General features: G+C 65.9%; 22 protein-coding genes. 15 read left to right on the top strand and 7 right to left on the bottom strand.

The genetic code is table 11. From position 1 onward, the window contains the following. Nucleotides 1-142 precede the first annotated feature (142 nt). The 6 genes from EDE12_RS17855 (at nt 143) to mutT (ending at nt 4,776) form a co-directional block, all read left to right on the top strand. Complete coding sequence (locus EDE12_RS17855; RefSeq protein WP_036291841.1) at nt 143-1,027, top strand: peptidylprolyl isomerase; 885 nt, start codon at nt 143-145, stop codon at nt 1,025-1,027. A gap of 128 nt (nt 1,028-1,155) precedes the next feature. Then, the gene (argJ, locus tag EDE12_RS17850; protein WP_024880968.1) at nt 1,156-2,403 is read left to right on the top strand and encodes a bifunctional glutamate N-acetyltransferase/amino-acid acetyltransferase ArgJ; all 1,248 of its coding nucleotides are present in this window, start codon (nt 1,156-1,158) and stop codon (nt 2,401-2,403) included. A gap of 146 nt (nt 2,404-2,549) precedes the next feature. Beyond that, nucleotides 2,550-3,248, top strand: a complete 699-nt coding sequence (locus tag EDE12_RS17845; protein ID WP_036291163.1) for an HAD family phosphatase — start codon at nt 2,550-2,552, stop codon at nt 3,246-3,248. 63 nt (nt 3,249-3,311) lie between these two features. Next, nucleotides 3,312-3,713, top strand: coding sequence for a hypothetical protein (locus EDE12_RS17840; protein ID WP_166671887.1), 402 nt, complete (start codon nt 3,312-3,314; stop codon nt 3,711-3,713). 138 nt (nt 3,714-3,851) lie between these two features. Next, nucleotides 3,852-4,364 (top strand): lipoprotein, encoded by a 513-nt coding sequence (locus tag EDE12_RS17835; protein ID WP_024880971.1) that lies wholly within the window; start codon nt 3,852-3,854, stop codon nt 4,362-4,364. 10 nt (nt 4,365-4,374) lie between these two features. Next, nucleotides 4,375-4,776 carry an 8-oxo-dGTP diphosphatase MutT gene (mutT, locus tag EDE12_RS17830; RefSeq protein WP_024880972.1) on the top strand — a complete coding sequence of 134 codons (402 nt, stop codon included), beginning with the start codon at nt 4,375-4,377 and terminating at the stop codon, nt 4,774-4,776. Nucleotides 4,777-4,794: 18 nt separating this feature from the next. Here mutT and EDE12_RS17825 read toward each other — a convergent pair whose 3' ends face one another. Beyond that, complete coding sequence (locus EDE12_RS17825; protein WP_051592677.1) at nt 4,795-5,733, bottom strand: DUF1152 domain-containing protein; 939 nt, start codon at nt 5,731-5,733, stop codon at nt 4,795-4,797. Between the two features lie 281 nt (nt 5,734-6,014). Between EDE12_RS17825 and rimP the strand changes: the two genes are divergently transcribed. The 9 genes from rimP (at nt 6,015) to EDE12_RS17780 (ending at nt 16,414) form a co-directional block, all read left to right on the top strand. Continuing rightward, nucleotides 6,015-6,797, top strand: coding sequence for a ribosome maturation factor RimP (gene rimP / locus EDE12_RS17820; RefSeq protein WP_036291165.1), 783 nt, complete (start codon nt 6,015-6,017; stop codon nt 6,795-6,797). Between the two features lie 24 nt (nt 6,798-6,821). Continuing rightward, the gene (nusA, locus tag EDE12_RS17815; RefSeq protein WP_024880975.1) at nt 6,822-8,456 is read left to right on the top strand and encodes a transcription termination factor NusA; all 1,635 of its coding nucleotides are present in this window, start codon (nt 6,822-6,824) and stop codon (nt 8,454-8,456) included. Further along, nucleotides 8,453-9,193: an RNA-binding protein gene (locus EDE12_RS17810; protein WP_245275807.1), complete on the top strand. Its 741-nt coding sequence runs from the start codon at nt 8,453-8,455 to the stop codon at nt 9,191-9,193. Before nusA ends, EDE12_RS17810 begins: the two co-directional genes overlap by 4 nt. Next, a complete protein-coding gene (gene infB, locus EDE12_RS17805) occupies nt 9,186-11,891 on the top strand; it encodes a translation initiation factor IF-2 (protein ID WP_024880977.1) in 2,706 nt (901 codons plus the stop codon). The genes EDE12_RS17810 and infB overlap by 8 nt, the downstream gene beginning before the upstream one ends. A 118-nt stretch (nt 11,892-12,009) precedes the next feature. Further along, nucleotides 12,010-12,438 (top strand): 30S ribosome-binding factor RbfA, encoded by a 429-nt coding sequence (rbfA, locus tag EDE12_RS17800; RefSeq protein WP_024880978.1) that lies wholly within the window; start codon nt 12,010-12,012, stop codon nt 12,436-12,438. Continuing rightward, the gene (gene truB / locus EDE12_RS17795) at nt 12,435-13,334 is read left to right on the top strand and encodes a tRNA pseudouridine(55) synthase TruB (RefSeq protein ID WP_026599356.1); all 900 of its coding nucleotides are present in this window, start codon (nt 12,435-12,437) and stop codon (nt 13,332-13,334) included. The genes rbfA and truB overlap by 4 nt, the downstream gene beginning before the upstream one ends. Nucleotides 13,335-13,461: 127 nt before the next feature. Beyond that, nucleotides 13,462-14,262: a glutamate racemase gene (gene murI / locus EDE12_RS17790; protein ID WP_026599357.1), complete on the top strand. Its 801-nt coding sequence runs from the start codon at nt 13,462-13,464 to the stop codon at nt 14,260-14,262. Between the two features lie 256 nt (nt 14,263-14,518). After that, nucleotides 14,519-15,952: a homospermidine synthase gene (locus EDE12_RS17785; RefSeq protein ID WP_026599358.1), complete on the top strand. Its 1,434-nt coding sequence runs from the start codon at nt 14,519-14,521 to the stop codon at nt 15,950-15,952. A 228-nt stretch (nt 15,953-16,180) separates the two neighbouring features. Beyond that, the gene (locus EDE12_RS17780) at nt 16,181-16,414 is read left to right on the top strand and encodes a hypothetical protein (protein ID WP_134188204.1); all 234 of its coding nucleotides are present in this window, start codon (nt 16,181-16,183) and stop codon (nt 16,412-16,414) included. A gap of 87 nt (nt 16,415-16,501) precedes the next feature. On the opposite strand, the gene EDE12_RS17775 is transcribed toward EDE12_RS17780, so the two are convergent. From EDE12_RS17775 to EDE12_RS17750, 6 genes are all read right to left on the bottom strand, one after another. Continuing rightward, nucleotides 16,502-17,860 (bottom strand): hypothetical protein, encoded by a 1,359-nt coding sequence (locus EDE12_RS17775; RefSeq protein WP_026599360.1) that lies wholly within the window; start codon nt 17,858-17,860, stop codon nt 16,502-16,504. Nucleotides 17,861-18,021: 161 nt separating this feature from the next. After that, a complete protein-coding gene (locus EDE12_RS17770; RefSeq protein ID WP_024880984.1) occupies nt 18,022-19,095 on the bottom strand; it encodes a sulfate/molybdate ABC transporter ATP-binding protein in 1,074 nt (357 codons plus the stop codon). 22 nt (nt 19,096-19,117) lie between these two features. Further along, a complete protein-coding gene (gene cysW / locus EDE12_RS17765; RefSeq protein ID WP_026599361.1) occupies nt 19,118-20,011 on the bottom strand; it encodes a sulfate ABC transporter permease subunit CysW in 894 nt (297 codons plus the stop codon). After that, on the bottom strand, nt 20,004-20,870 hold the full coding sequence (cysT, locus tag EDE12_RS17760; RefSeq protein WP_024880986.1) for a sulfate ABC transporter permease subunit CysT: 867 nt from the start codon (nt 20,868-20,870) through the stop codon (nt 20,004-20,006). The genes cysW and cysT overlap by 8 nt, the downstream gene beginning before the upstream one ends. A 17-nt stretch (nt 20,871-20,887) precedes the next feature. Next, nucleotides 20,888-21,916, bottom strand: a complete 1,029-nt coding sequence (locus EDE12_RS17755) for a sulfate ABC transporter substrate-binding protein (protein WP_024880987.1) — start codon at nt 21,914-21,916, stop codon at nt 20,888-20,890. 141 nt (nt 21,917-22,057) lie between these two features. After that, complete coding sequence (locus EDE12_RS17750) at nt 22,058-22,636, bottom strand: hypothetical protein (protein ID WP_024880988.1); 579 nt, start codon at nt 22,634-22,636, stop codon at nt 22,058-22,060. Nucleotides 22,637-22,819: the final 183 nt, after the last annotated feature.

Here is a 22,819-nt window from a genome sequence, read left to right as displayed (position 1 = left end):
AATCTTGACCAATTCCATCGAGACGACGCCGGCGCCGCGCGTCGCGCCCAAATTTCCGTGTTCCCCTTTGCGGAGTCTTGCTCTAGTGGAACGCTGTTCGCGACAGGCCTCCCCGCCTGTCGCTCTTTTGTTGGAGACCATCATGCCTCACCTCAAGACCACGCGTCTCGGCAGCCGGGGCGTCCTCGCCGCGATCGGCGTCCTCGCTCTGCTGGCGATGGGCGCGGCCCCGGCGCAGGCCAAGGTCCTCGCCAAGGTCAATGGCGTCGACATCACCGACGAAGACGTGAAAATCGCGCTCGACGATCTCGGGGCTGGTCTGCCGCGGCAGCTGGAGGGCAAGGCGCGCGAGAATTATATTCTCGATTTCCTCATCGATGAGCAGCTCGTGGTGCAGAAGGCGCAGCGCGACAAGCTGGGCGAGACGCCGGATTTCGCCAAGAAGCTCGCCTATTTGCGCGACAAGGCGCTGATGGAGGCGCTGCTCGGCAAGGTCTCCAAGGACGCCACCACCGAGGCCGCCGTCAAGAAGACCTATGACGAGGCCGCCAAGAATCAAAAGCCCGAGACCGAGATCCACGCGCACCATATTCTGGTGACGACGGAGGACGAGGCCAAGGCGGCGCAAAAGCGCGTGAAGGGCGGCGAGGATTTCGGCAAGGTCGCGACCGAGCTGTCCAAGGACACGGGCGCCCAGGGCGGCGATCTCGGCTGGTTCACCAAGGACCGCATGGTGCCGGAATTCGGCGAGGCCGCCTTCAAGATGGAGCCGGGGCAGATCTCCGATCCGGTGAAGACGCAGTTCGGCTGGCATATCATCAAGCTGGACGAGAAGCGCCCGAAGGTGTTCCCGCCGCTGGACCAAGTGCGCGACCAGGTCTCCCGCTATGTGGCGCAGAAGGCGCAGTCGGACCTGATCGTCGAGCTGCGCCAGGGCGCCAAGATCGAGCGCACCGAGCCGCCGGCGGCCGAAGCCAAGCCGGGCGACAAGCCCGTCGAGGCCAAGCCTGCCGAGAAGAAGAAATAGTCATGAGGCGGTAGTGAGCGGGGAGTAGGGAAGCGCGGCTCGCCGCGCCCGCCCTGCTCGCTCGCCGCGCCCGCTCACTGCTCACCATCCTGCTCCCACCCCTTGCTTTTCAGGACCTATACCGCCCCATGGCCAAGGCCGCCCCCATTTCGCCGCTCGCCCCCAAGACCTATCCCGACATTCCGCCGATCGCCGGCGTCCGCTTCGCGGTGGCGCAGGCCGGCATACGCTATGCCGGACGCACCGACGCCATGCTCGCCCTCTTCGACGAGGGCACGCAGGTCGCCGGGGTGTTCACGCGCTCCAAATGCCCCTCGGCCCCTGTCGACTGGTGCCGGGCGCGGCTCGAGGGCGGCAAGGCGCGGGCGCTGCTCGTCAATTCCGGCAACGCCAACGCCTTCACCGGCAAAGCCGGCAAGGAGGCGGCCAAGCTCTCCGCCAAGCTCGTCGCCGCCGCCGCCCGCGTGCCCGAGAAGCAGATCTTCCTCGCCTCCACAGGCGTCATCGGCGAGCCGCTCGACGCCACGAAATTCGAGCCCGTGCTGGGCAAGCTCGTGGCCGAGGCGCGCGGCGACGCCTGGCGCGAGGCCGCCTCGGCGATCATGACCACCGACACCTATCCCAAGCTCTCGACGCGCGTCGCCAAGCTCGGCGACGTCGAGGTGCGCCTAGCGGGCGTCGCCAAGGGCGCGGGCATGATCGCGCCCGATATGGCGACCATGCTCTCCTTCGTCTTCACCGACGCGCCGATCGACGCCGAGGTTCTGCAGAGCCTCTTGTCGAAATCGGTGCAGACCTCGTTCAACGCCATCACCGTGGACAGCGACACCTCGACCTCGGACACGCTGCTGCTCTTCGCGACAGGCGCGGCGGCGGAGCGCGGCGCGCCGCACATCGAGAAGACGAGCGACCGCCGCCTCGAGGATTTCCGCCGCGCGCTGGACGAGGTTCTGCTCGATCTCGCGCATCAGGTGGTGAAGGACGGCGAAGGCGCGCGCAAATTCGTCGAGGTGACGGTGATGGGCGCCGAGAGCCCCAAGGCGGCCAAGCGCATCGCCCTCTCCATCGCCAATTCGCCGCTGGTGAAGACGGCGGTGGCCGGCGAGGACGCCAATTGGGGCCGCGTGGTGATGGCGGTCGGCAAATCCGGCGAGGCCGCGGATCGCGACAAGCTGGCCATATGGTTCGGCGACATACGCGTCGCCCATAAGGGCCTGCGCGATCCCGATTACGATGAGGCGGAAGTCTCGCAGATCATGAAGCGCGACGAGATCGCCATCCATGTCGACATCGGCCTCGGCTCCGGCGCCGCGCGCGTGTGGACCTGCGATCTGACCAAGGAATATGTCGCCATCAACGGCGACTATCGCAGCTGATCGTTTTCCCTCCCGAGCCTTTCCTTCTCCCGCCTGCGGGAGAAGGAAAGCGCGCGCCTGACATGGGCTCGTGACCTGTTCGTCATCGCAGCGTTTCGAGAATCGGCTTCTACTCGCCTCGGCTCGGGCGGCGAGGAAGCGGACCCATGGTTTTCCCCCATGCTGTAGAAGCGGTTCTCTTCGACATGGACGGCACGCTGCTCGACACGGAGCGGCTCTATGTCGACGCCTGGATCGCCGCCGGCCGCGCCGTCGGCTATGAGATCACCGAGGCGTTTTGCCATCGCATGATCGGCAAGCCCATGCAGGATTGCGAGACGATGATGATCGAGCGCTTCGGCGCCGATTTCCCGCTCGACGCCTGCATCGAAGCCTGCGGCGCCTTCGTCGCCCGCGCCTCGCGCTCCGGCGTGCCGCTGAAGGAAGGCGCGCGCGAGCTGGTCGACTATCTCACGGCGATGAATATTCCGCTCGCCATCGCCACCTCCTCGCGGCGCCCGACCGCCGAGCATCACCTGAGCCGTTGCGGACTGCTCTCGCATTTCTCCGCTCTGGTGACGCGCGACGATGTTCTGCGCGGCAAGCCGCATCCCGAATCCTATCTGCGCGCCGCGCGCGCGCTCGGCAAGGAGCCGCGGCGCTGCCTCGCGCTCGAGGATTCGCCGACCGGGCTGCGCTCGGCCGCCGCCTCCGGCGCAATGACGATCATGGCGCCCGATGTTCTGCAGCCCTCCGCCGAGGAGCGCGCCCTCTGCCTCGCCGTCGTCGCCAGCCTACGCGACGTGCTCGAAATGCTGCGCGCGCATGCGGACACGCAGCGGCCCCTAGGCGCCATTGCGCGATGACGCGCTTCGTTTCGGTTTTTAGACTTCATGCCGACGCGACACGCTCGCGAAGAGACGAAGATCATGCCCCCGCGCCATCCGCTTTTGGTCATCGCTCCTTTTGGCTTGTCATTATCGCTCGCCGCCTGCGCCGGCGCCTATGAGGAGGCGCGCGACTACGCCGCCGCCTCCGGCGTCGTCGTGGAGAAGAGCGTGGACGCTCCCACTAAGAAAGCCAAAGCGAAAAAGACCGGAAAAAAGACCGCCGGCAAGAAGAAGCCCGCTGAGAAAGCGGCGGTCGAGAAGGACGCGAAGGCTCCGCCCGCCGTCGGTGCCTGCGTCACCTATCAGTTCATGGGCGGAGCCGATTGCGAGGAAGCGGTCACCAAGCGCAACTGCTACGACAAGCGGAGCAATGTCGTCGATTGGCGCAAGGAAATGAGCTGCGCCGCCGCCTTTCTCTCGCCGCCGGAGAAGAAACCTTAAAACACTCTCGAGCCTTGTTCTGTCGTGTTTTCTTCACGCGAACCGGTTCCCACTTCGCTCGAAAACACTCTAGAGCCTTGCCTCGGCCGGACGAAGCGGCGACATTGGCCGCGCTTTCGCCCAACGAGGCCATTCCGCATGCGTTCCGCCGTACTCTGCGTCGCCCTCGCGCCGCTCGCTCTTTCCGCCTGCAACAGCGCCGCGCCCGAAATGCGCTTCGATGCCGCCGAGGCCGCCTTCATAAAGCAGGAGGGCAAGGCGACGATCGAGGGTCAGGCCTTTCTGCGCGACCAGCAGGGCAAGATGAATGTGCGCTACGCCGCCGGCGAGGTGGTGCGGCTCATCCCGGCGACCGCCTATGCGCAGGCGCGCATCTCGCAATTCTACGGCAAGCGCAAGTTCATCGCCGCCCTCTTCATGCCGACGCCGACGCAGGAGGCCGAATACGTCGCCTATACGCGCACGACCAAGGCGGGCGCGACCGGCCGCTTCACCTTCGACAAGGTCGCGCCGGGCCGCTATTTCGTGACGACGCAGCTCACCTGGGTTCCGAAGGGCGGCTTGCTGAGCGAGGGCGGCGCGATGTACGACGAGATCACCGTCACCGGCAAGGAGACCGATCCGATCGAGGTCGTGCTCTCCGGCAATTGAGGGAAACGCTTTGTCTCTGCTTCTCGTGGTCGCCGCAGCGCTCGTCGATCCGCAAGGCCGCGTGCTGATCGCCCAGCGTCCGCAGGGCAAGCAGCTCGCAGGCCTGTGGGAGTTCCCCGGCGGCAAGCTCGACCCCGGCGAGCGGCCGGAGCAGGCGCTCGTGCGCGAGCTGGCCGAGGAGCTGGGCATAGAGGTGGAGACAGCCGATCTCGCGCCGCTGACCTTCGCCAGCCACGCCTATGAGGCCTTTCATCTGTTGATGCCGCTCTACCTCTGCCGGCGCTGGCGCGGCGCGCCGCACGCCCGCGAGGGCCAGACGCTCGCCTGGATGCGGCCGAGCGAACTCGATGCGGCGCAAATGCCGCCCGCCGATGCGCCGCTGATCGCCCCGCTGGCGGCGTTGCTCGGGTGAGCGGGCTTCGCCGACGCCTCAGAGCGGCAAATTCTTCCAGTCTCGCTTGTCGGCGTAGGCGTGATGAATGCGGATCGCATTCTCCACCTCGTGAAATTTCTCGCTGCCGGCGATCGCCTCGTAAAAGCCCATGCCGCGGGCGACAGCGGCGAGGTCATAGCACCAATAGAGCGCCATCAGCGCATTGATGAACAGCTCCGTCCCCCTGGTGCGCTCCGTGTCGTGCCGATTCCCGAAGCCGCCGCGGATCGCCGAGGCGATCGAATTGGCCACGATGCTCTTGGAATTGGGCTGGCGCTCGTTGAGATAATCGACGGCGTCGAGCAGCGCGTCGCCCTCGGGCGTCCCCGGCGACACCGAGACGCAGCCCAGGAATCCGCCGGAACGGATCAGCTCGGCCGTGTTCTCGAGAAAAGAATGATGGCAGACGCCGTGATAATGATCGACGCCGAAGCCGAGGCAGACGAGAAATTTGCGGACGCCCTCGAGCTGATGGACAGCGGCGATCGAGAGAGCGTCCTCCTCTATCGTGCCGAGCGCCGCCTCGTCGCCCTTCATCAGACTGTCTGTCCCGCCGTCGACGAGGATGATCGTGTCGACCTTCAACAGCGTGACGAGCGCTTCATAGGATTGCCGCAGCGGTCTCACGCCGGTCTTCTCGAAGGCGAAGACCTTGGGCTCGCAGCCACGCGCCGCGAGCCAGTCGACGAGATGGCGCTCGGGAAAATAGCCCTGCATGCGGCTGTCGAGATCGACGAGCCGCCCCGCGGGACCGATCTTCTTGCGGGAGGCGAGATCGACGCGCGCGAAAGACAGATTGGCGAGAAAGACATTCTTGCCCGCATTGCGCAGAAAGACATGGAGCGGCAGGCCGCTGACGATGTCGAAGCCTCCGCCGCAGCCGGCGATGAGAATGCGCTGCGAGTCCTCGAGCGCGCGGAAAAAAGGGATTTGCATTATTTCGTCTCTCTCCAAGGCGTGAAAAGCCTATCGCCTCTTCCGCGGTCTCGAAACAATTTCTCGAGCCGGCGGCGAGGCGTGATGCGCGGCGGCGCTCCCGCCGAAGGGCCGAGGCGCCGCCGCCGAGCATTTTTCTTGCGCCGGCGCGCGATCCGGGTGTATAAGCGCCTCGTTCTATCTCATAACGGTCATTCTCGGATGATCGCTGCTTGAGAGTGGGGCCCGGCCGGGACCCGCTCTTTTTTGTTTGCACCGGCCGGAAATTCTCGCAAGACAGGATGAGCCGCTTGGCAGAAACGCCCGCCGCCGGCGCCGTGGAGGCGCCCTCCCTGCTCGATGAGCCGCGCCTTTGCGGCGAGACGGGCGTTGCGGCGCGCATCGCCCATACCGCCGAGCCCGTGCTGACGCAGCTCGGCTTTCGTCTCGTGCGTGCGCGCATTCTCTCGCAGAACGGCATGGTTCTGCAGATCATGGCCGAGCGGCCCGACGGAACCATGACCATCGACGATTGCGAGGCCGCGAGCCAGGCGCTCTCGCCGGAGCTGGACGTGGAGGACGTCATCTCGGACGCCTATCGGCTGGAGCTGTCCTCCCCCGGCATAGATCGCCCGCTGGTGCGAGTCTCGGATTTTCGTCGCGCGATCGGCCATGAGGCGAAGATCGAGCTGACGCAGCCGCTCGCCTCTGGCCGCAAGCGTTTTCGGGGCAATATTGTCTCCGTCGAGGGAGACGGCCGCGACGCCGTGGTGACGCTCGAGCGCGACGACGCCCCGCCGGACGAAGACAAGATCGTGCAAATGCCGCTGCGCGATCTCGACGAGGCCAAGCTGATGCTGACCGACGCGCTGATCCGCGAGGCGCTGCGCGCCGGCAAGGCGCAGCTCGAGGACGACGGCCCGAGCGAGGAAGAGGCCGCGCCGCAAGAGGACTCGCGGCCCCGCCGTGGGCCGGGCCGTTTCGCCATGGCGCGCGGCAATAAGGCCAAGCCGCTGGTTCCGGCCGGCGTGCAGACCGGATTCAAGAAAAAAGGCAGCGGACCCGGCCGTCGCGGCGACGCGTAGGGCCGACGTTTTTGGGAGCAAGATATGGCCGTCAGCGCCAACAGGTTGGAAATCCTGCAGATCGCCGATGCGGTCGCGCGCGAGAAATCGATCGACCGCTCGATCGTCATCGCCTCCATGGAGGACGCGCTGCAAAAGGCCGCGCGCTCGCGCTATGGGCAGGAGACCGAGGTCCGCGCCGAGATCAATCCAAAGAGCGGCGAAGTCCGCTTTTCGCGACTGCTGCTGGTCGTCGATCTCATCGACAATGACGCGACGCAGATTTCCATCGAGGACGCGCGCAAGCGCAATCCGGCGGCGCAGGTCGGCGACTGGATTTCCGAGACGCTGCCGCCCTTCGATTTCGGCCGCATCGCCGCGCAATCGGCCAAGCAGATCATCGTGCAGAAGGTGCGCGAAGCCGAGCGCGACCGCCAATATGAAGAGTTCAAGGACCGCATCGGCGAGATCGTCAACGGCGTCGTCAAGCGCGTCGAATATGGCAATGTGATCATCGATCTCGGCCGTGGCGAGGCGATCATCCGCCGCGACGAGATGATCCCGCGCGAGACCTTCCGACCCGGCGATCGCGTGCGCGCCTATGTCTATGACGTGCGCCGCGAGCAGCGCGGTCCGCAGATTTTCCTGTCGCGCACGCATCCGCAATTCATGGCCAAGCTGTTCCGCCAGGAAGTGCCGGAGATCTATGACGGCGTGATCGAGGTGAAGTCGGTCGCCCGCGATCCGGGCTCGCGCGCCAAGATCGCCGTCATCTCGCGCGATTCCTCCATCGATCCCGTCGGCGCCTGCGTCGGCATGCGCGGCTCGCGCGTGCAGGCCGTCGTCGGCGAATTGCAGGGCGAGCGCATCGACATCATCCCCTGGTCGGCGGATGCGGCGACCTTCATCGTCAATGCGCTGCAGCCGGCCGAGGTGGTGAAGGTCGTTCTCGACGAGGATTCCGCGCGCATCGAGGTGGTGGTGCCGGACGATCAGCTGTCGCTGGCCATCGGCCGCCGCGGCCAGAATGTGCGCCTCGCCTCGCAGCTCACCGGCTGGGATATCGACATTCTGACCGAGGCCGAGGAATCGGAGCGCCGTCAGCGCGAGTTCGTCGAGCGCACCAAGGTGTTCATGAACGCCATCGACGTCGATGAGGTGGTCGGTCGCCTGCTCGCTTCGGAAGGCTTTCAATCGGTCGAGGAGCTGGCCTTCGTCGATCTCGGCGAGCTGGCGACGATCGAAGGCTTCGACGAGGACACCGCCGCGGAGATTCAAAACCGCGCCCGCAATTATCTCGAGCGAGTCGAGGCGGAGAACGAGGCGCGTCGCCTCGAGCTCGGCGTGCTCGACGAGCTGAAGGAGCTCGACGGCGTCACCACGGCGATGCTGGTCAAGCTCGGCGAGAATGACGTGAAGTCGATCGAGGATCTCGCTGGCTGCGTGCCGGACGATCTCGTCGGCTGGACCGAGAAGAAGGATGGCGAGACGGTCAAGCAGACCGGCTTCCTCGACGGGATCGACCTTTCCCGCGAGGAGGCGGAGGCGCTGATCATGGATGCGCGCGTGCGCGCCGGCTGGATCGAGGCGCCGGAGCCCGAGGCGGAAGCCGAGGAGACCGAATCCGCTGAGCCGACGGAATCGCAGCAGGCAGAGGCGCAGCAGACCGAGGCGCAGTGACGAAACGAGACGGCGAGCGAATGAGAGAGGCCGAGGCGAGCGAACGGACCTGCATCGTCACCCGCCGGCGCGACGCGCCGGAGGGGATGATCCGTTTCGTGCGCGCTCCGGACGGCGTTCTCACGCCGGACATAAGGTCACGCCTGCCCGGCCGCGGGGCCTGGGTGACGGCGCGCGCCGATGTCGTGGCCGAAGCGTTGAAGAGGCGCGCCTTCGCGCGCCAATTGAAGGCCGAGGTCTCGGCGTCGCCGTCGCTTCCTGCGGATGTCGATCGGCTGCTGGAGGCCGATTGCCTGCAATCGCTGGCGATGGCCAATAAGGCGGGCGCGGTGGTCGCCGGCTTCGGCAAGGTGTGCGAGGCGCTGGAGAAAGGCGCCGTCGCCGCTGTGCTGGAGGCGCGCGACGGCTCGGCGGATGGACGGCGCAAGCTCGCCCAGGCGGCGCGGCGCGCGGCCACGGCGCGCGGATGCGGCGAGAGGGTCACAGAGACGATCTCTCTGTTCGATTCTCTTCAATTGGATTTGGCTTTGGGCCGCACAAATGTGATACATGCAGCCCTCGCGCCGGGCGGACCGACGCAAGCCTTTTTGGCGCGCTGCCGCCGCCTCGCCGCCTATAGAGGCGAGAGCGCATCTGGCGACGCGCAGACTCTGAACAGCGAGCGGACCGACGAGCTCGGCCCGCTGAAAGACGTAACCGAACAGGCGCAGCCCGAGGATCGGAAACTGGATGAGTGAGACCGAGACCGAGAACAGCGGCGACAAGACGCTGACCGTCACGCCGTCGAAGACGTTGCATTTGAAGCAGCGTCCGACCGAGCATGGCGGAATGGTGCGCCAGAGCTTCTCCCACGGCCGCTCCAAGGTGGTCGTGGTCGAGAAGGTGAAGCGTCGCGCGCCCGGACATGTCGAGACCAAGCCGGCGGCTCCGGCGACGGCAGCGCCCGCCGCGCCGGCGGCCCCCGTGACCCCGCCGCCGCCTCCGCCGCCGACAGCTCCTGTCGCCGCCGCGCCGCCGCCGCCTCCGCCGAGAGCCGAGACCCCGCGCCCGCAGCCTGCGCCCAAGCGCGGCTCCGGCATGGTGCTGCGCGCGCTGACCGACGATGAGCGCGAGGCCCGCGCCCGCGCCCTGGTCGACGCCCGCACCCGCGAAGAGGAAGACCGTCGCCGCGCGGTGGCGGAAGCCAAGGCGCGCGCCGAGCGCGAGGAGCGCGAGCGCGAGGAGCGCGCCGCCGCAGAAGCCCGCAAGCGCGAGGAAGAAGAGCGCCTCGCCCGCGACGCCGAGTCGAAGCGCCGTTCCGAGGAAGAGGCGCGCCGTCGCCTCGCCGGAGGCGGCGCTCCCGAGCCGCATGCTCTAACGCCCGCCACCGCACGCCCGGCCCAGCCGCGTCCGGCTCCGACCGCCGGCGGAGAAGCGCCGCGCCCCGCCGCCGCCACGACGGAAGACGCCGAAAAGCGCGTCGTGCGTCGTCCCGCCGGCGTTATCGCCGTCAAGGCCCCGCCGCCGCCGCCCCGTCCGACGCCCTCGCGCGGCGGCGCGCAGAAGGACCGCGGCCGCCTCACCGTCTCCACCGCGACGTCCGAGCAGGAAGAGCGCACGCGCTCCGTCGCCGCCTTCCGCCGCCGCACGCAGCGCCTCAAATCCTTCGGCCAGGCCGAGCAGAAGGAGAAGATCACCCGCGAGGTCATCCTCCCGGAGACGATCACCATCCAGGAGCTCGCCAACCGCATGTCGGAGCGCGGCGTCGACGTGATTCGCCTGCTGATGAAGCAGGGCGCGCTGCACAAGATCACCGACGTCATCGACGCCGATACGGCGCAGCTCGTCGCCGAAGAGCTCGGCCATGCGGTCAAGCGCGTCGCCGAGTCCGATGTCGAGGAGGGCCTGTTCGACGAGCCCGACGCCGAGGGTGAGCTCGAGTCGCGGCCGCCGGTCGTCACCATCATGGGCCATGTCGACCACGGCAAGACCTCGCTGCTCGACGCGATCCGCCACGCCAATGTCGTGGCCGGAGAGGCGGGCGGCATCACGCAGCATATCGGCGCCTATCAGGTGAAGGCGCCCAATGGCGCGCCGATCACCTTCATCGACACCCCCGGCCACGCGGCCTTCACCGCCATGCGCGCCCGCGGCGCCAAGGTCACGGACATTGTGATCCTGGTCGTCGCGGCGGATGACGGCGTGATGCCGCAGACGATCGAGGCGATCCACCACGCCAAGGCGGCGGAGGTTCCGATCATCGTCGCGATCAACAAGATCGACAAGCCCGACGCCAAGCCCGAGCGCGTGCGCACCGAGCTGCTGCAGCACGAGGTGCAGACGGAGACCTTCGGCGGCGACACGCTCGAGGTGGAGGTCTCCGCCAAGGAGAGGCTCAATCTCGACAAGCTGCTCGACGCCATCACCCTTCAGTCGGAAGTGCTCGACCTCAAGGCCAATCCCGAGCGCTCCGCCGAAGGCACGGTGATCGAGGCGCGGCTCGACAAGGGCCGCGGCCCGGTCGCCACCGTGCTGGTGCAGCGCGGCACGCTAGAGGTCGGCGACATCATCGTCGCCGGCTCGCAATGGGGCCGCGTGCGCGCGCTGCTCGACGACAAGGGCGTCGTGGTGCAAACCGCCGGCCCGTCCTTCCCGGTCGAGATCCTCGGCTTCTCCGGCACGCCGGAAGCCGGCGACCGCGTCGCCGTGGTGGAGACGGAAGCCCGCGCGAGAGAGATCACCGAATATCGCGAGCGTCAGCGTCGCGACAAGCTGGCCGCGCGCGGCGGCAGCGCCCGCACCTCGCTCACCGATATGATGAGCCAGCTGAAGACCGCCGGCCGCAAGGAGTTCCCGCTCGTCATCAAGGGCGATGTGCAGGGCTCGGTGGAAGCGATCGTCGCGGCGCTCGACAAGCTCGGCACAGACGAGGTCGGCGCGCGCATCGTGCATGCGGGCGTCGGCGGCATCTCCGAATCCGACATTGCGCTCGGCGAAGCGTCCAACGCCGTCGTCATCGGCTTCAACGTGCGCGCCCATAAGGAAGCGCGCGAGGCGTCGGAGCGCGGCGGCATTGAAATCCGCTATTACAACATCATCTACAATCTCGTGGACGATGTGAAGGCGGCGATGTCCGGCCTGCTTGCGCCCACTCTGCGCGAGACGATGCTGGGCAACGCGCAGATTCTCGAGGTGTTCGACATTTCCAAGGTCGGCAAGGTGGCGGGTTGCCGCGTGACCGACGGCTCGGTGGAGCGCGGCGCCAATGTGCGTCTCATCCGCGACAATGTCGTCGTCCACGAGGGCAAGCTGTCGACGCTCAAGCGCTTCAAGGACGAGGTCAAGGAAGTGCAGTCCGGACAGGAATGCGGCATGGCTTTCGAGAACTATCAGGACATGCGCGCCGGCGACGTCATCGAGTGCTATCGCGTCGAGGAGATCAAGCGGACGCTGTGATCGCGTCTCGCTGATCTCCACCGAACTTTCAACCAAGCCTTCGGCGCGCCGCCGTCCTCGACTGCAAAGCGAGTGACGGCCGCGCAACGTTGGGAGCGCGCGAACAGCGCGAATATCCATGTCCAGAGCCCATCACGCCCATGGGGCGGAGCCGTCGCAGCGCATGTTGCGCGTCGCCGAGCTCGTCCGCCATCAGATCGCTTCGATGCTTTCGCGCGGGGATATCGCAGATCCCGTGCTCGAGCAGCATGTCGTCACCGTCTCGCGTGTGACGATGAGCCCGGATTTGAAGCTCGCCACCGTCTATGTCATGCCGCTCGGCGGCAAGGACGAGCCGGAGGTGTTGCGCGCTTTCGACCGCCATAAAAAATATCTGCGCAGCGAGATCGCCAAGGGCGTCAATCTCAAATTCGCCCCGGAGGTGCGTTTCCGCATCGACGATAGTTTCGACAATGTCGCGCGCATCGACGCGCTGCTGAACTCCGAGCGCGTGCGCCGCGATCTCGATCAGCCTCAAACCGACGAAGAGAACGGCGCCCAGCAATGAACGGAAGAAAATCGACCCGCGCCGTCGTCGACGGCTGGGTGGTGCTCGACAAGCCTGTCGGCATGACCTCGACGCACGCCGTCTCGCGCTTGAAGCGCATCTATAATGGCAAGAAGGCCGGACACGCCGGCACGCTGGACCCGCTCGCCTCCGGCATATTGCCGGTTGCTTTCGGCGAGGCGACCAAGACAGTGCCTTTCGTGCAGGATGGCGAGAAGGCCTATAGCTTCACCGTGCGCTGGGGCGTCGAGACCGACACGGACGACGCCGACGGCAAATCCGTGCGCGAGAGCGAGGAGCGGCCGACGATCGCTGAGATCGAGGCGCTGCTGCCGCGCTTTCTCGGCGACATCATGCAGGTGCCGCCGCAATATTCCGCCATCAAGATCGCCGGCGAGCGCGCCTATGATCTCGCGCGCGAAGGCGAGACGGTAGAGCTGAAGCCGCGCCCCGTCACCATCCATCGCCTCTCCATCGTCGATGCGACGGAGGAGGAGACCAAGCTCGTCATGGAATGCGGCAAGGGCGCCTATGTGCGCTCCATCGCGCGCGATCTCGGGCGGCTGCTCGGCTGCTTCGGCCATGTGACCGCGCTGCGCCGCACGCGCGTCGGGCCTTTCCTCGAGGAAGACAGCTTCACGCTGGACGAGATCGAGGGCGGCGAAGCGGCCAATGCGCTTCTCTCGGTCGAGGCGGGCCTCACCGAGCTGCCCTGCGTCGTCGTCGATCGCGACGCTGCGGCGCGGCTGCGGCGGGGCGGTTCGCTGATCCTGCGCGGCCGCGACGCCCCTGCGGGCGGCATCGTCTATGCGGCCTGCGGCGGCGTTCCCGTCGCCTTCGGAGAGGTCGTGGAAGGCGCGCTGGAGCCCTCGCGCGTGTTCAACCTGCCGTTCTGACGCGAGGTTGATCTTCGCGGGGGAACGGGTTTCTATTCGTGGCGAAGCCCCCTCCCCACCCCTCCCCCGCTTCGCGGGAGAGGGGCAGATTCGGGGACGTCAGGACACTGCGAGCCGACCGCCCCTCATGCCCCCCGTCCCCAAAATCCTCGTCTTCGACTCCGGACTCGGCGGCCTCACCGTCTTCACCGAGGTCGCCAAGCTGCGCCCGCATGCGACGCTGCTCTATTGCGCCGATGACGCCGGCTTCCCCTATGGCCCGCTCTCCGAGACGGCGCTGGTCGCGCGCGTCATGGAGGTGATGGAAAGATTGATCGCCGAGCTGGCGCCCGATCTCGTCGTCATCGCCTGCAACACGGCCTCCACGCGAGCGCTTCCCCCTTTGCGGGCGCGCTGGCCGCAGCTTCCCTTTGTCGGCACAGTGCCGGCGATAAAGCCCGCCGCCGAGCGCTCGCGCTCGCGCCTCGTCTCCGTGCTGGCGACGCCCGGCACTGTGGCGCGCGATTACACGCGCGCGCTCATCGCCAGCTTCGCGGAAGATTGCGCGGTGACGCTGATCGGCTCGACGCGCCTCGCCCCGCTCGCCGAGGATTTTATGCGCGGCGCCGCTGTTTCAGACGCGGAAATCGCCCGCGAGATCGCGCCCTGCTTCGTCACGCGCGAGGAGGCGCGAACGGATGTCGTCGTGCTCGCCTGCACGCATTACCCGCTGCTGCTGGATTTTTTCCGGCGCCTCGCGCCCTGGCCGGTCGAATGGATCGACCCCGCCCCCGCCATCGCGCGCCAGGCCGATCGGCTGCTCGTCGAGCGCTTCGGCCCCGACCGCGAAGCCACGGCGCCGGCGCCCCGCGCGATCTTCACCAGCGGGGCGCGCCCCGAGCCGGCGCTAGCCGCGGCGCTGACGCGAATGGGCTTTTCCTCCGAATGAGTCGACGCCGTCGTCGCGCGAATGCGCGACGGATAAGGGCCGCAACGGCTCTGGGCGGAAAAAAGTTCGAGATTGCGGAGCGGATAGCGCCCACATCCGACCCGGCTACGCCGCGCCACCTTCTGCCGCAGAGCGGGAAAAGCAATGCGCCCCGCCGCCCGATTGCAGCCCCGCCCCCGTTTTTCCTTGATTATGTCGGCAGCTCTTGCTGTAACGCGCCGCACAATAAATTCTCGAACTCCAAGAGGTGAGCGAAATGGCAGACTGGCCCGTCCATGCGAAGATTACCGGCCCGATCGTTCTGATCGGCTTCGGCTCCATCGGACGTGGCATCTTGCCGCTCATCGAACGCCATTTCGACTATGACAAGAGCCGTTTCACCGTCATCGACCCTGTCGATACACATCGCGAAATGCTGGATATTCGCGGCATCGCGTTCCAGAAGAAGGCGCTGACCAAGGATAATTATCGCGAGGTGCTCACCCCCCTGCTCACCAAGGGCGAGGGACAGGGCTTCGTCGTCAATCTCTCGGTCGACACCTCCTCGCTCGACATTATGAAGCTCGCCCGCGAGCTGGGCTGCCTCTATGTCGACACCGTCGTCGAGCCTTGGACCGGCTTTTATTTCGACACCACCCTCGGCAATGAATCGCGCACCAATTACGCGCTGCGCGAGACCGTGCTGGAGGAGCGTCGCCGCAATCCGGGCGGGCCTACCGCCGTCTCCTGCTGCGGCGCCAATCCGGGCATGGTGTCCTGGTTCGTGAAGCAGGCGCTTCTCAACATCGCCGCCGACACGGGCCTGAAGATCGAGGAGCCCAAGACCCGCGCCGATTGGGGCGCGCTGGCGCAGAAGCTCGGCGTCAAGGGCATTCACATCGCCGAGCGCGACACGCAGCGCGCCACGACCCCCAAGCCGCGCGACGTCTTCGTCAACACATGGTCGGTGGAGGGCTTCGTCTCCGAGGGTCAGCAGCCGGCCGAGCTCGGCTGGGGCACGCATGAGAAATCGCTGCCGGACATCGCCGGGACGCATTCCTCCGGCTGTGGCGCGGCGATCTATCTGAAGTCGCCGGGCGCCAACACGCGCGTGCGCAGCTGGACGCCGACGCCCGGGCCGCAATTCGGCTTCCTCGTCACCCATAACGAGTCGATCTCGATCGCGGATTTTCTCACCGTGCGCGACGATTCCGGCAAGGTGGCTTACCGGCCGACCTGCCATTACGCCTATCATCCCGCCGACGACGCCGTTCTGTCGCTGCACGAGATGTTCGGCCGCGCCGGCAAGATGCAGGCGAGCTGGAAGATTCTCGACGAGAACGAGATCGTCGACGGCATAGACGAGCTCGGCGTGCTGCTCTACGGCCACGCCAAGAACGCCTATTGGTACGGCTCCCGCCTCTCCATCGAGGAGACGCGCGAGCTCGCGCCCTATCAGAACGCCACCGGCCTGCAGGTGAGCTCGGCCGCGCTCGCCGGCATGGTGTGGGCGCTGGAAAACCCCACCGCCGGCATTGTCGAGGCGGATGAGGTGGATTTCCGCCGCTGCCTCGAGGTTCAGACGCCCTATCTCGGCCCCGTCGAGGGGGTCTACACGGATTGGACGCCGCTCGACGGCCGCCCGGGTCTCTTCCCGGAGGATATCGACGAGAACGACCCCTGGCAGTTCAAGAATATTCTGGTTCGGTAAGTAATCGGCGTTCCCCGTCGAATCCGAAAGCTTTTCAGCGCGCCTGTCGCAAAATCGCGACAGGCGCGCGCATTTTCATTGGTGAGCGCCCCGAGCCGACGCAATCGGCGCTTTGGTCTCTGATACAAATCGCATTGCTATGCTGCAGCCCATGCCGGCGTCGAAGGAACGTCCTTCGAGACAGCGCCGTCTGGGTCCAGCCTCTCCAAAAAGACAAGGGAGACAGCAATGCTCACGTCGAAGTCGGCCTTCGTCCTGGCGATGGCGATGATGTGCTCGATCGCGCAGGCCCAAACGAAACGCTCGGAAGATTCGCCACGGCCCCGCGACTCGCAGACCACCGAGACCAGCTCGGGACCGGACCGCGAACGCCAGAAATATAACTTCTCGGGCACGGTCGGACGGCTCGGCCTCGGCGCCGATCCCACGCGGCCAGAAGGCCCCGGCAATATCTCCAACTAGAGTCGTTCCGGTTCAGATCGAACCAGAGCGCTTTTGTGTTTTCTTCATGCGAACCGGTTCCCAATTCGCTCGAAAACACTCTCGCCTTCAAGCCGCCGGTATGAGCGCCGGCGGCAGGCCTGCGGATCGACGATTCCACATGGATTGATAGAGGCCTTCGAGATCGCGCGTATAGGCGGGAACATCGAAGAGCGCGGCGCTCGCCCGATTATCCGAGAGCGTCGCCTTGATCTTCGCGAGGCCGGCGGGATCGGTGGCCAGCCGATAGGCGAGATCGAAATAATCGTCGAGATCCGCAGCGATCAGCTCCGTCAGCCCGACCGCGCGCAGCAGGCTGCCGGCGACGCGCGAAGGAAAGGTGGAGCCGCTGCAAGTGACGATCGGCACGCCGGCCCAGAGCGCATCGCTCGCCGTGGTGTGGGCGTTGTAGGGCGCTGTGTCGAGCACGAGATCGGCGAGCTGAATCCGCGCGAGATGCTCGCCTTGGGCCATATCCGGCGCGAAGACGAGACGCGCCCCGTTCACGCCGCGGTTCCACGCCTCATTGCGCAGATTGCCTTCCGCCATAGGCGCGGCGAGCAACCAAAGGACGCTGCCGGGCACAGCGTCGAGCAGACGGCACCAGACGTCGAAAATCTCCGGCGTGAATTTATAGGCCTGGTTGAAGCAGCAAAAGACGACGCCCTGCTCGGGCAGCCCCACGGCCTCGCGCGTCGGTATTGTCCCGATCGGCCCGGCGCGGCCGCGCGGCTGATAGCTATTCGGCATATAGGCGAAGGATTCGGAATAATCGCCGGCGGAGGCGAGCGGCGTCACATAATCGTCGGTGACGATGTAGTCGCAGATATCCTCGCCGAGCGTGCCCGGATAGCCGAGATAATTCACCTGCACGGGCGCCGGGCGCAGCATCAGAATGCCGCTGCGCGCATTGGCGGTGAAGCCTTTGAGATCGATGAGAATGTCCACCTCGTCGTGATGGATCGCCCGGGCGGCGTCGCCGTCGGAGAGCGCCTCTATGTCGACGAAGGAGTCGAAAGCGCCCATGAGCCGTCGGCGCATGGTCTTGCCGTCATCGGCCCCATAGGAATAGGCGTTCACGCAAAAGCGCTCGCGATCATGCGCCTCCAACGTCTCGATCAGCAGCAGCGCGGTCGCGTGATCGTGGAAATCATTGGAGAGATAGCCGAGCCTGATCTTCCGCCCCTCGGCGGCGCTGAAGCGGAAGTCGAGCGCGAGCCGCGCCGCGACCGCGGCGGCGCGCCGATCGCGCGTCCACAGCTCAGAGCAGCGCCGCTGATCTGCCGCGTCGACGCCCGGCTGCGAGAGAAAGAGAAAAGGCGGCAGCGCGCCAGACCCGTCGGCGGCGAGAAGATCGTCGAGCGCTTTGGCGTCGCCTGCGAAGTCATCCCAAGCGCACATGCTGCGGCTGCGTCCGAGCGATCGCATCGCCGTCTCCCAGGTCGAAGTTCCTTCGCCTGGGCATGAAGGCGCGTGTCGCCTACCGGATCAGACAAGAAAGACAAGCAATCCATGCGCCAAAAGGCGAACATCGCCGCCGCGCCCCTTCTCCCACGCGCGGGAGAAGGATTCGCGCGGCTTGGTCGTCCCTATATCCCCGCGCCGTCGCCGAGCGTCTCCTCGGCCGCAGTCGAGAAAATCCGCACATTGTTCAACGACAGCGGCACGCTGCTGCCGAGAGTCGTTCCGGCCCGATCAACCGTGTCGACCTCGACCGTCTGGTCATAGCCGGGGATGGAGATCGACGCGCGCAAGCCCGCAGCCGTGCGGCGCACCGCCTCGACCCGGCCCTCGAGCGCGCCGATCTGGCCGCCATGCAGAGCGATGTCGGCGGGACGGAAATAGACGCGCGCCGGTCCATTGCGCAGATTTTCCGAGGAGACGTGCAGCTCCTTGCCCTGGAAGATCACCTTGCCGTCGGCGACCTGCACCGGCAGCGCCAGCGCCTCGCCGACGAAGGAGAGCACGAAGGGCGAGGCCGGCCGATCATAGAGTTCGTCCGGCGTGCCGATCTGCTCTATGCGGCCCTTGTCCAGCACGACCACGCGATCGGCGAGCTCCATCGCCTCGTCCTGGTCATGCGTCACAAAGACCGTGGTGAGGCCGGTCTGCCGATGCACCTCGCGCAGCCAGCGGCGCAGATCCTTGCGCACGCGCGCGTCCAGAGCGCCGAAAGGCTCGTCGAGCAGCAGAACGCGCGGCTCGATGGCGAGGGCGCGCGCGAGCGCCACACGCTGCCGCTGGCCGCCGGAGAGCTGCGCCGGATAGCGCGCGCCGAGCCCGTCGAGCTGCACGAATTCGAGCAGCTCGGCTGCGCGCGCGGCGATCTCGGCGCGGGAGGGACGCGAGCGGCGCGGGCGAACCTTCAGCCCATAGGCGATATTATCGGCGACGGTCAGATGCTTGAACAGCGCGTAATTCTGGAACACGAAGCCGACGCGCCGCTCCTGCACCGACAAAGTGGTGGCGTCCTCGGAATCGAAGAGAATGCGGCCGCGATCGGGATTGGAGAGGCCGGCGATGGCGCGCAGCAGCGTCGTCTTGCCGGAGCCCGAGGGTCCCAGCAGCGCGACGAGCTCGCCCGGCGCGATCGTCAGATTGACGTCGCGCAAAGCGGGATAGTCGCCGAAATCCTTCTCGACGCGCTCGATCCGGATCTCCACGCCATGCGGGCGCGGCGTCTCCTCAGTGACGGCGCCGACCGGCGATTTGGCCGGCGTAGCGCCATTCGAGGAGCGTCTTGAATCCAAGAGTGACGAGAGCCAGCCCAGCCAGGAGGGAGGCGAGGGCGAACGCCGAGACGATGTTATACTCATTGTAGAGGATCTCCACCTGGAGAGGTATCGTGTTGGTCAGGCCACGAATATGGCCGGAGACGACCGAGACCGCGCCGAACTCGCCCATGGCGCGGGCGTTGGCGAGGAGCACGCCATAGAGCAGGCCCCATTTGATGTTGGGCAATGTCACCGTGAGAAAAGTGCGGAAGCCGCTCGCCCCGAGCGTCAGCGCCGCCTCCTCCTCCACCGTTCCCTGCTCCTGCATCAGCGGGATCAGCTCCCGCGCGACGAAGGGGAAGGTGACGAAGATCGTCGCGAGAACAATGCCGGGGATGGCGAAGACGACCTGAATTCCATAGGCCGCGAATGTGGGGCCGAGCAGCCCCTGCGAGCCGAAGACCAGCACATAGACGAGGCCGGACACCACCGGGGAGACGGAGAAGGGCAGATCGATGAGCGTGATGAGCACGCTCTTGCCCGGAAAGGAGAATTTGGAGATCGCCCAGGCCGCGCAAACGCCGAAGAGCGCATTGAGCGGCACGACGATCGCCGCGACGATGAGCGTGAGGCGGATCGCTGCGCGCGCATCCGGCTCCTCGAAAGTGGCGAAGAACGCCCCGGCGCCCTTGGCCATAGCCTCGGTGAAGACGACCGCGAGCGGAAGCAGAAGGAAGAGGCCGAGAAAGGCCACGGCGACGCCGATCAGCACATTGCGCGTGAGCGGCGTCTCCTCCGTCACGCTGCGCGGCGCCGCGACCGCAATGACCGGCGCGAGCGCCGCAGATGGGATCGCCTCAGACATGACCGAACCTCTTCTGGCTCCAGGCCTGGATCAGATTGATCGCCAGCAGCACGGAAAAGGAGATGGCGAGCATGATGGTCGCAATGCCCGTCGCGCCGGCATAGTCGAACTGCTCGAGCTTGACGATGATCAGCAAGGGCGCGATTTCCGAGATATAGGCGAGATTGCCGGCGATGAAGATCACCGAGCCATATTCGCCGACGCTCCGCGCAAAAGCCAGAGCGAAACCTGTGAGCAGCGCCGGCAGGATCGGCGGCAGCAGCACGCGCCATACCGTCTGCGCGCGGCTCGCGCCGAGCGTCGCCGACGCCTCCTCGAGCTCCGCGTCGATTTCGGCGAGCAGCGGCTGCACCGTGCGCACGACGAAGGGCAGGCCGACGAACACCAGAGCGACCAGAATGCCCCAACGCGTGTAAGCGATCTTTATGTCGTAATCGGCGAGCGGCTCGCCGAGCCAGCCATTGGGCGCGTAGAGCGCCGCGAGCGCGATGCCGGCGACGGCTGTGGGCAGAGCGAAGGGCAGATCGACGATGGCGTCGAGAAAACGCCGGCCCGGAAACTCATAGCGCGTCAGCACCCAGGCGGTGATGAGGCCAAAAACGACATCGATCGCGGCCGCTGCGAAGGAGATGAAAAAGCTGGTGCGCAGCGCCGCGGCGACGCGCGGCTCCACCGCTATTCCATAGAGGCCGGAAAGACCGAGCGAGGAGGCGCGGAAAATCAGCAGCGACAGAGGAAACAGGACGACTAGGCTCAGATAGAAGATGGTGAAGCCGAAGGTCGCCCGGAATCCCGGGATGACGCTCGGAGCCGTGAAGCTCCGAGCCTTCTTGTTCGCAACGGGCGCAGCGGCGCTCATGAGAATTCCTCGGGCCTTTACTGCTTCTGAATATCGTCGAAGACTCCGCCATCGGCGAAATGCGTCTTCTGCGCTTTCGTCCAACCGCCGAAGACTTGATCGACGGTGAAGAGCTCGAGCTTGGGAAGGCGCTTCAGATCATCCTTGGCCGCGAATTCGGGATGCGCGGGACGATAGTAATTCTTGGCGATGATCGCCTGCGCGGCCGGCGTGTAGAGGAAGTTCACATAGGCCTCGGCGGCCTTGCGCGTGCCCTTCGCGTCGACATTGCCATCGACGACCGCGACCGGGGGCTCGGCGAGGATCGATGTGGTGGGAACGATGATCTCGAATTTATCCTTGCCGAACTCCTCGAAGGCGAGGAAGGCCTCGTTCTCCCAGGCGATCAGCACATCGCCGAGACCACGCTGAGCGAAAGTGATCGTCGAGCCGCGCGCGCCCGTGTCGAGCACCGGGGCGTTCTTATAAATCGCCTTGACGAATTCCTTGGTCTTCGCCTCGTCGCCGCCGAATTTTTTGAGCGCATAGCCCCAGGCGCCGAGATAGTTCCAGCGCGCGCCGCCGGAGGTCTTCGGATTGGGGGTGACGACGGCGACGCCGGGCTTGGCCAGATCGTCCCAATTCTTGATCTTCTTCGGATTGCCCTTGCGCACCAGAAAGACGATCGTCGACGTGTAGGGCGAGGCGTTGTTCGGCAGCTTCTTCTGCCAATCCGGCGCGATTTTGCCGCTCTTGTTCACGATCGCGTCTATGTCGGCGGCGAGCGCGAGAGTCACGACATCGGCCGCGAGGCCGTCGATCACCGCGCGCGCCTGCGCGCCCGAACCGGCATGAGAGGCCTGAAGCTCGATCGTCTCGCCGGTCTTCGCCTTCCAATCGGCGGCGAAGGCGGGATTGATCGCCTTATAGAGCTCACGTGTCGGATCATAGGAGACATTGAGCAGCGAACTCGCCGCCTGCGCCGTCGCATCGACGAAAGTCGACAGGCTCGCGGCGAGCGCGACGACCGCGCCAAAGCGGCGCCGCGAGATTGAAACGCTCCTCATACCGGTCTCCTTCTATGGTCTATAAATTCACTCATGTAATGGACTAATATATTTTAATGAGGCTGTAAACCGTGTCTCCGACGCGCAGAACGCCGAATTCATACTTTTTCAGCAGGAGATGAGCGCGTCGCGCCGAGTCGATCAGCGCCGGGAGCCCGCAGGCTTCGACCGGCTGGAGACGAACAGAAACGCGGCGAGCAAGCCGGCGGCGGCGATCAGATAATAGGGGCTGATGTCGAAGCGCCGCTTGCCCACGGAAAAGGGAAAGCGCGCTGTCCAATGCTCGCCGGCCGCGCCGTCGATGGTGACGACGCCGATGAAATCGCCCGGCTGGGTGAAGACATGGGCGAAAGAAAATGTCCCTTTTGGATAGATCTGCGGAGGCAGCGAGGCGACGGTCGCCGCCTCCATGCTCGACGCATCCTCGCTGTCGTCGCTCTGCAGCAAAATGCGAAAGCCGGCCTTCATCTCGCGAAGCTCGGGGGCCGCATAGTCGAAGACGAAGATCGTCTCTCCCGATTGGGGAGCATCCTCGCAGAATTTTTTCTGCTGCGCCGCGCCGGGCTGGTAGCCCGCAAAATAGATGAGCTCGGGACCGATCTTCAGCACGCAGCTGTCTTTGTCGGGAAGGAGATCGCCGCGCGCCAGCGCCGAATGAGCGGCGCTCATCGCAACGAGAGCGGCCGGCAAGAGCAATTGCGCGATACGACGACGCGACATGCGCTTTCCCCCGATGAGCGCAGAGCTTCAGATTGAAATTAATCCGCTATCGCACGCGCTGCAAGACGCTGCGCGAAGAAGAAAACGTCAATGCGCAAAAAGAAACCGGCCGGGCGCGAGGCCCGGCCGGCGATATTTTCAGCCTTCAGAGAGTTCGATCAGGGCATGTCGCCGGCGACGAAC

The organism is Methylosinus sp. sav-2 (assembly GCF_004366495.1).
Taxonomy (GTDB): Bacteria; Pseudomonadota; Alphaproteobacteria; order Rhizobiales; family Beijerinckiaceae; genus Methylosinus.
Note: the sequence above shows the minus strand (reverse complement) of the source record. Positions and strands in the feature narration are given on the sequence as shown.

Coding starts and splice junctions, on each gene's coding strand:
- EDE12_RS17855 (WP_036291841.1), top strand. CDS start 143: ATGCCTCACCTCAAGACCACGCGTCTCGGCAGCCGGGGCGTCCTCGCC.
- argJ (WP_024880968.1), top strand. CDS start 1,156: ATGGCCAAGGCCGCCCCCATTTCGCCGCTCGCCCCCAAGACCTATCCC.
- EDE12_RS17845 (WP_036291163.1), top strand. CDS start 2,550: ATGGTTTTCCCCCATGCTGTAGAAGCGGTTCTCTTCGACATGGACGGC.
- EDE12_RS17840 (WP_166671887.1), top strand. CDS start 3,312: ATGCCCCCGCGCCATCCGCTTTTGGTCATCGCTCCTTTTGGCTTGTCA.
- EDE12_RS17835 (WP_024880971.1), top strand. CDS start 3,852: ATGCGTTCCGCCGTACTCTGCGTCGCCCTCGCGCCGCTCGCTCTTTCC.
- EDE12_RS17825 (WP_051592677.1), bottom strand. CDS start 5,733: ATGCAAATCCCTTTTTTCCGCGCGCTCGAGGACTCGCAGCGCATTCTC.
- rimP (WP_036291165.1), top strand. CDS start 6,015: ATGAGCCGCTTGGCAGAAACGCCCGCCGCCGGCGCCGTGGAGGCGCCC.
- nusA (WP_024880975.1), top strand. CDS start 6,822: ATGGCCGTCAGCGCCAACAGGTTGGAAATCCTGCAGATCGCCGATGCG.
- infB (WP_024880977.1), top strand. CDS start 9,186: ATGAGTGAGACCGAGACCGAGAACAGCGGCGACAAGACGCTGACCGTC.
- rbfA (WP_024880978.1), top strand. CDS start 12,010: ATGTCCAGAGCCCATCACGCCCATGGGGCGGAGCCGTCGCAGCGCATG.
- truB (WP_026599356.1), top strand. CDS start 12,435: ATGAACGGAAGAAAATCGACCCGCGCCGTCGTCGACGGCTGGGTGGTG.
- murI (WP_026599357.1), top strand. CDS start 13,462: ATGCCCCCCGTCCCCAAAATCCTCGTCTTCGACTCCGGACTCGGCGGC.
- EDE12_RS17785 (WP_026599358.1), top strand. CDS start 14,519: ATGGCAGACTGGCCCGTCCATGCGAAGATTACCGGCCCGATCGTTCTG.
- EDE12_RS17780 (WP_134188204.1), top strand. CDS start 16,181: ATGCTCACGTCGAAGTCGGCCTTCGTCCTGGCGATGGCGATGATGTGC.
- EDE12_RS17775 (WP_026599360.1), bottom strand. CDS start 17,860: ATGCGATCGCTCGGACGCAGCCGCAGCATGTGCGCTTGGGATGACTTC.
- cysW (WP_026599361.1), bottom strand. CDS start 20,011: ATGTCTGAGGCGATCCCATCTGCGGCGCTCGCGCCGGTCATTGCGGTC.
- cysT (WP_024880986.1), bottom strand. CDS start 20,870: ATGAGCGCCGCTGCGCCCGTTGCGAACAAGAAGGCTCGGAGCTTCACG.
- EDE12_RS17755 (WP_024880987.1), bottom strand. CDS start 21,916: ATGAGGAGCGTTTCAATCTCGCGGCGCCGCTTTGGCGCGGTCGTCGCG.
- EDE12_RS17750 (WP_024880988.1), bottom strand. CDS start 22,636: ATGTCGCGTCGTCGTATCGCGCAATTGCTCTTGCCGGCCGCTCTCGTT.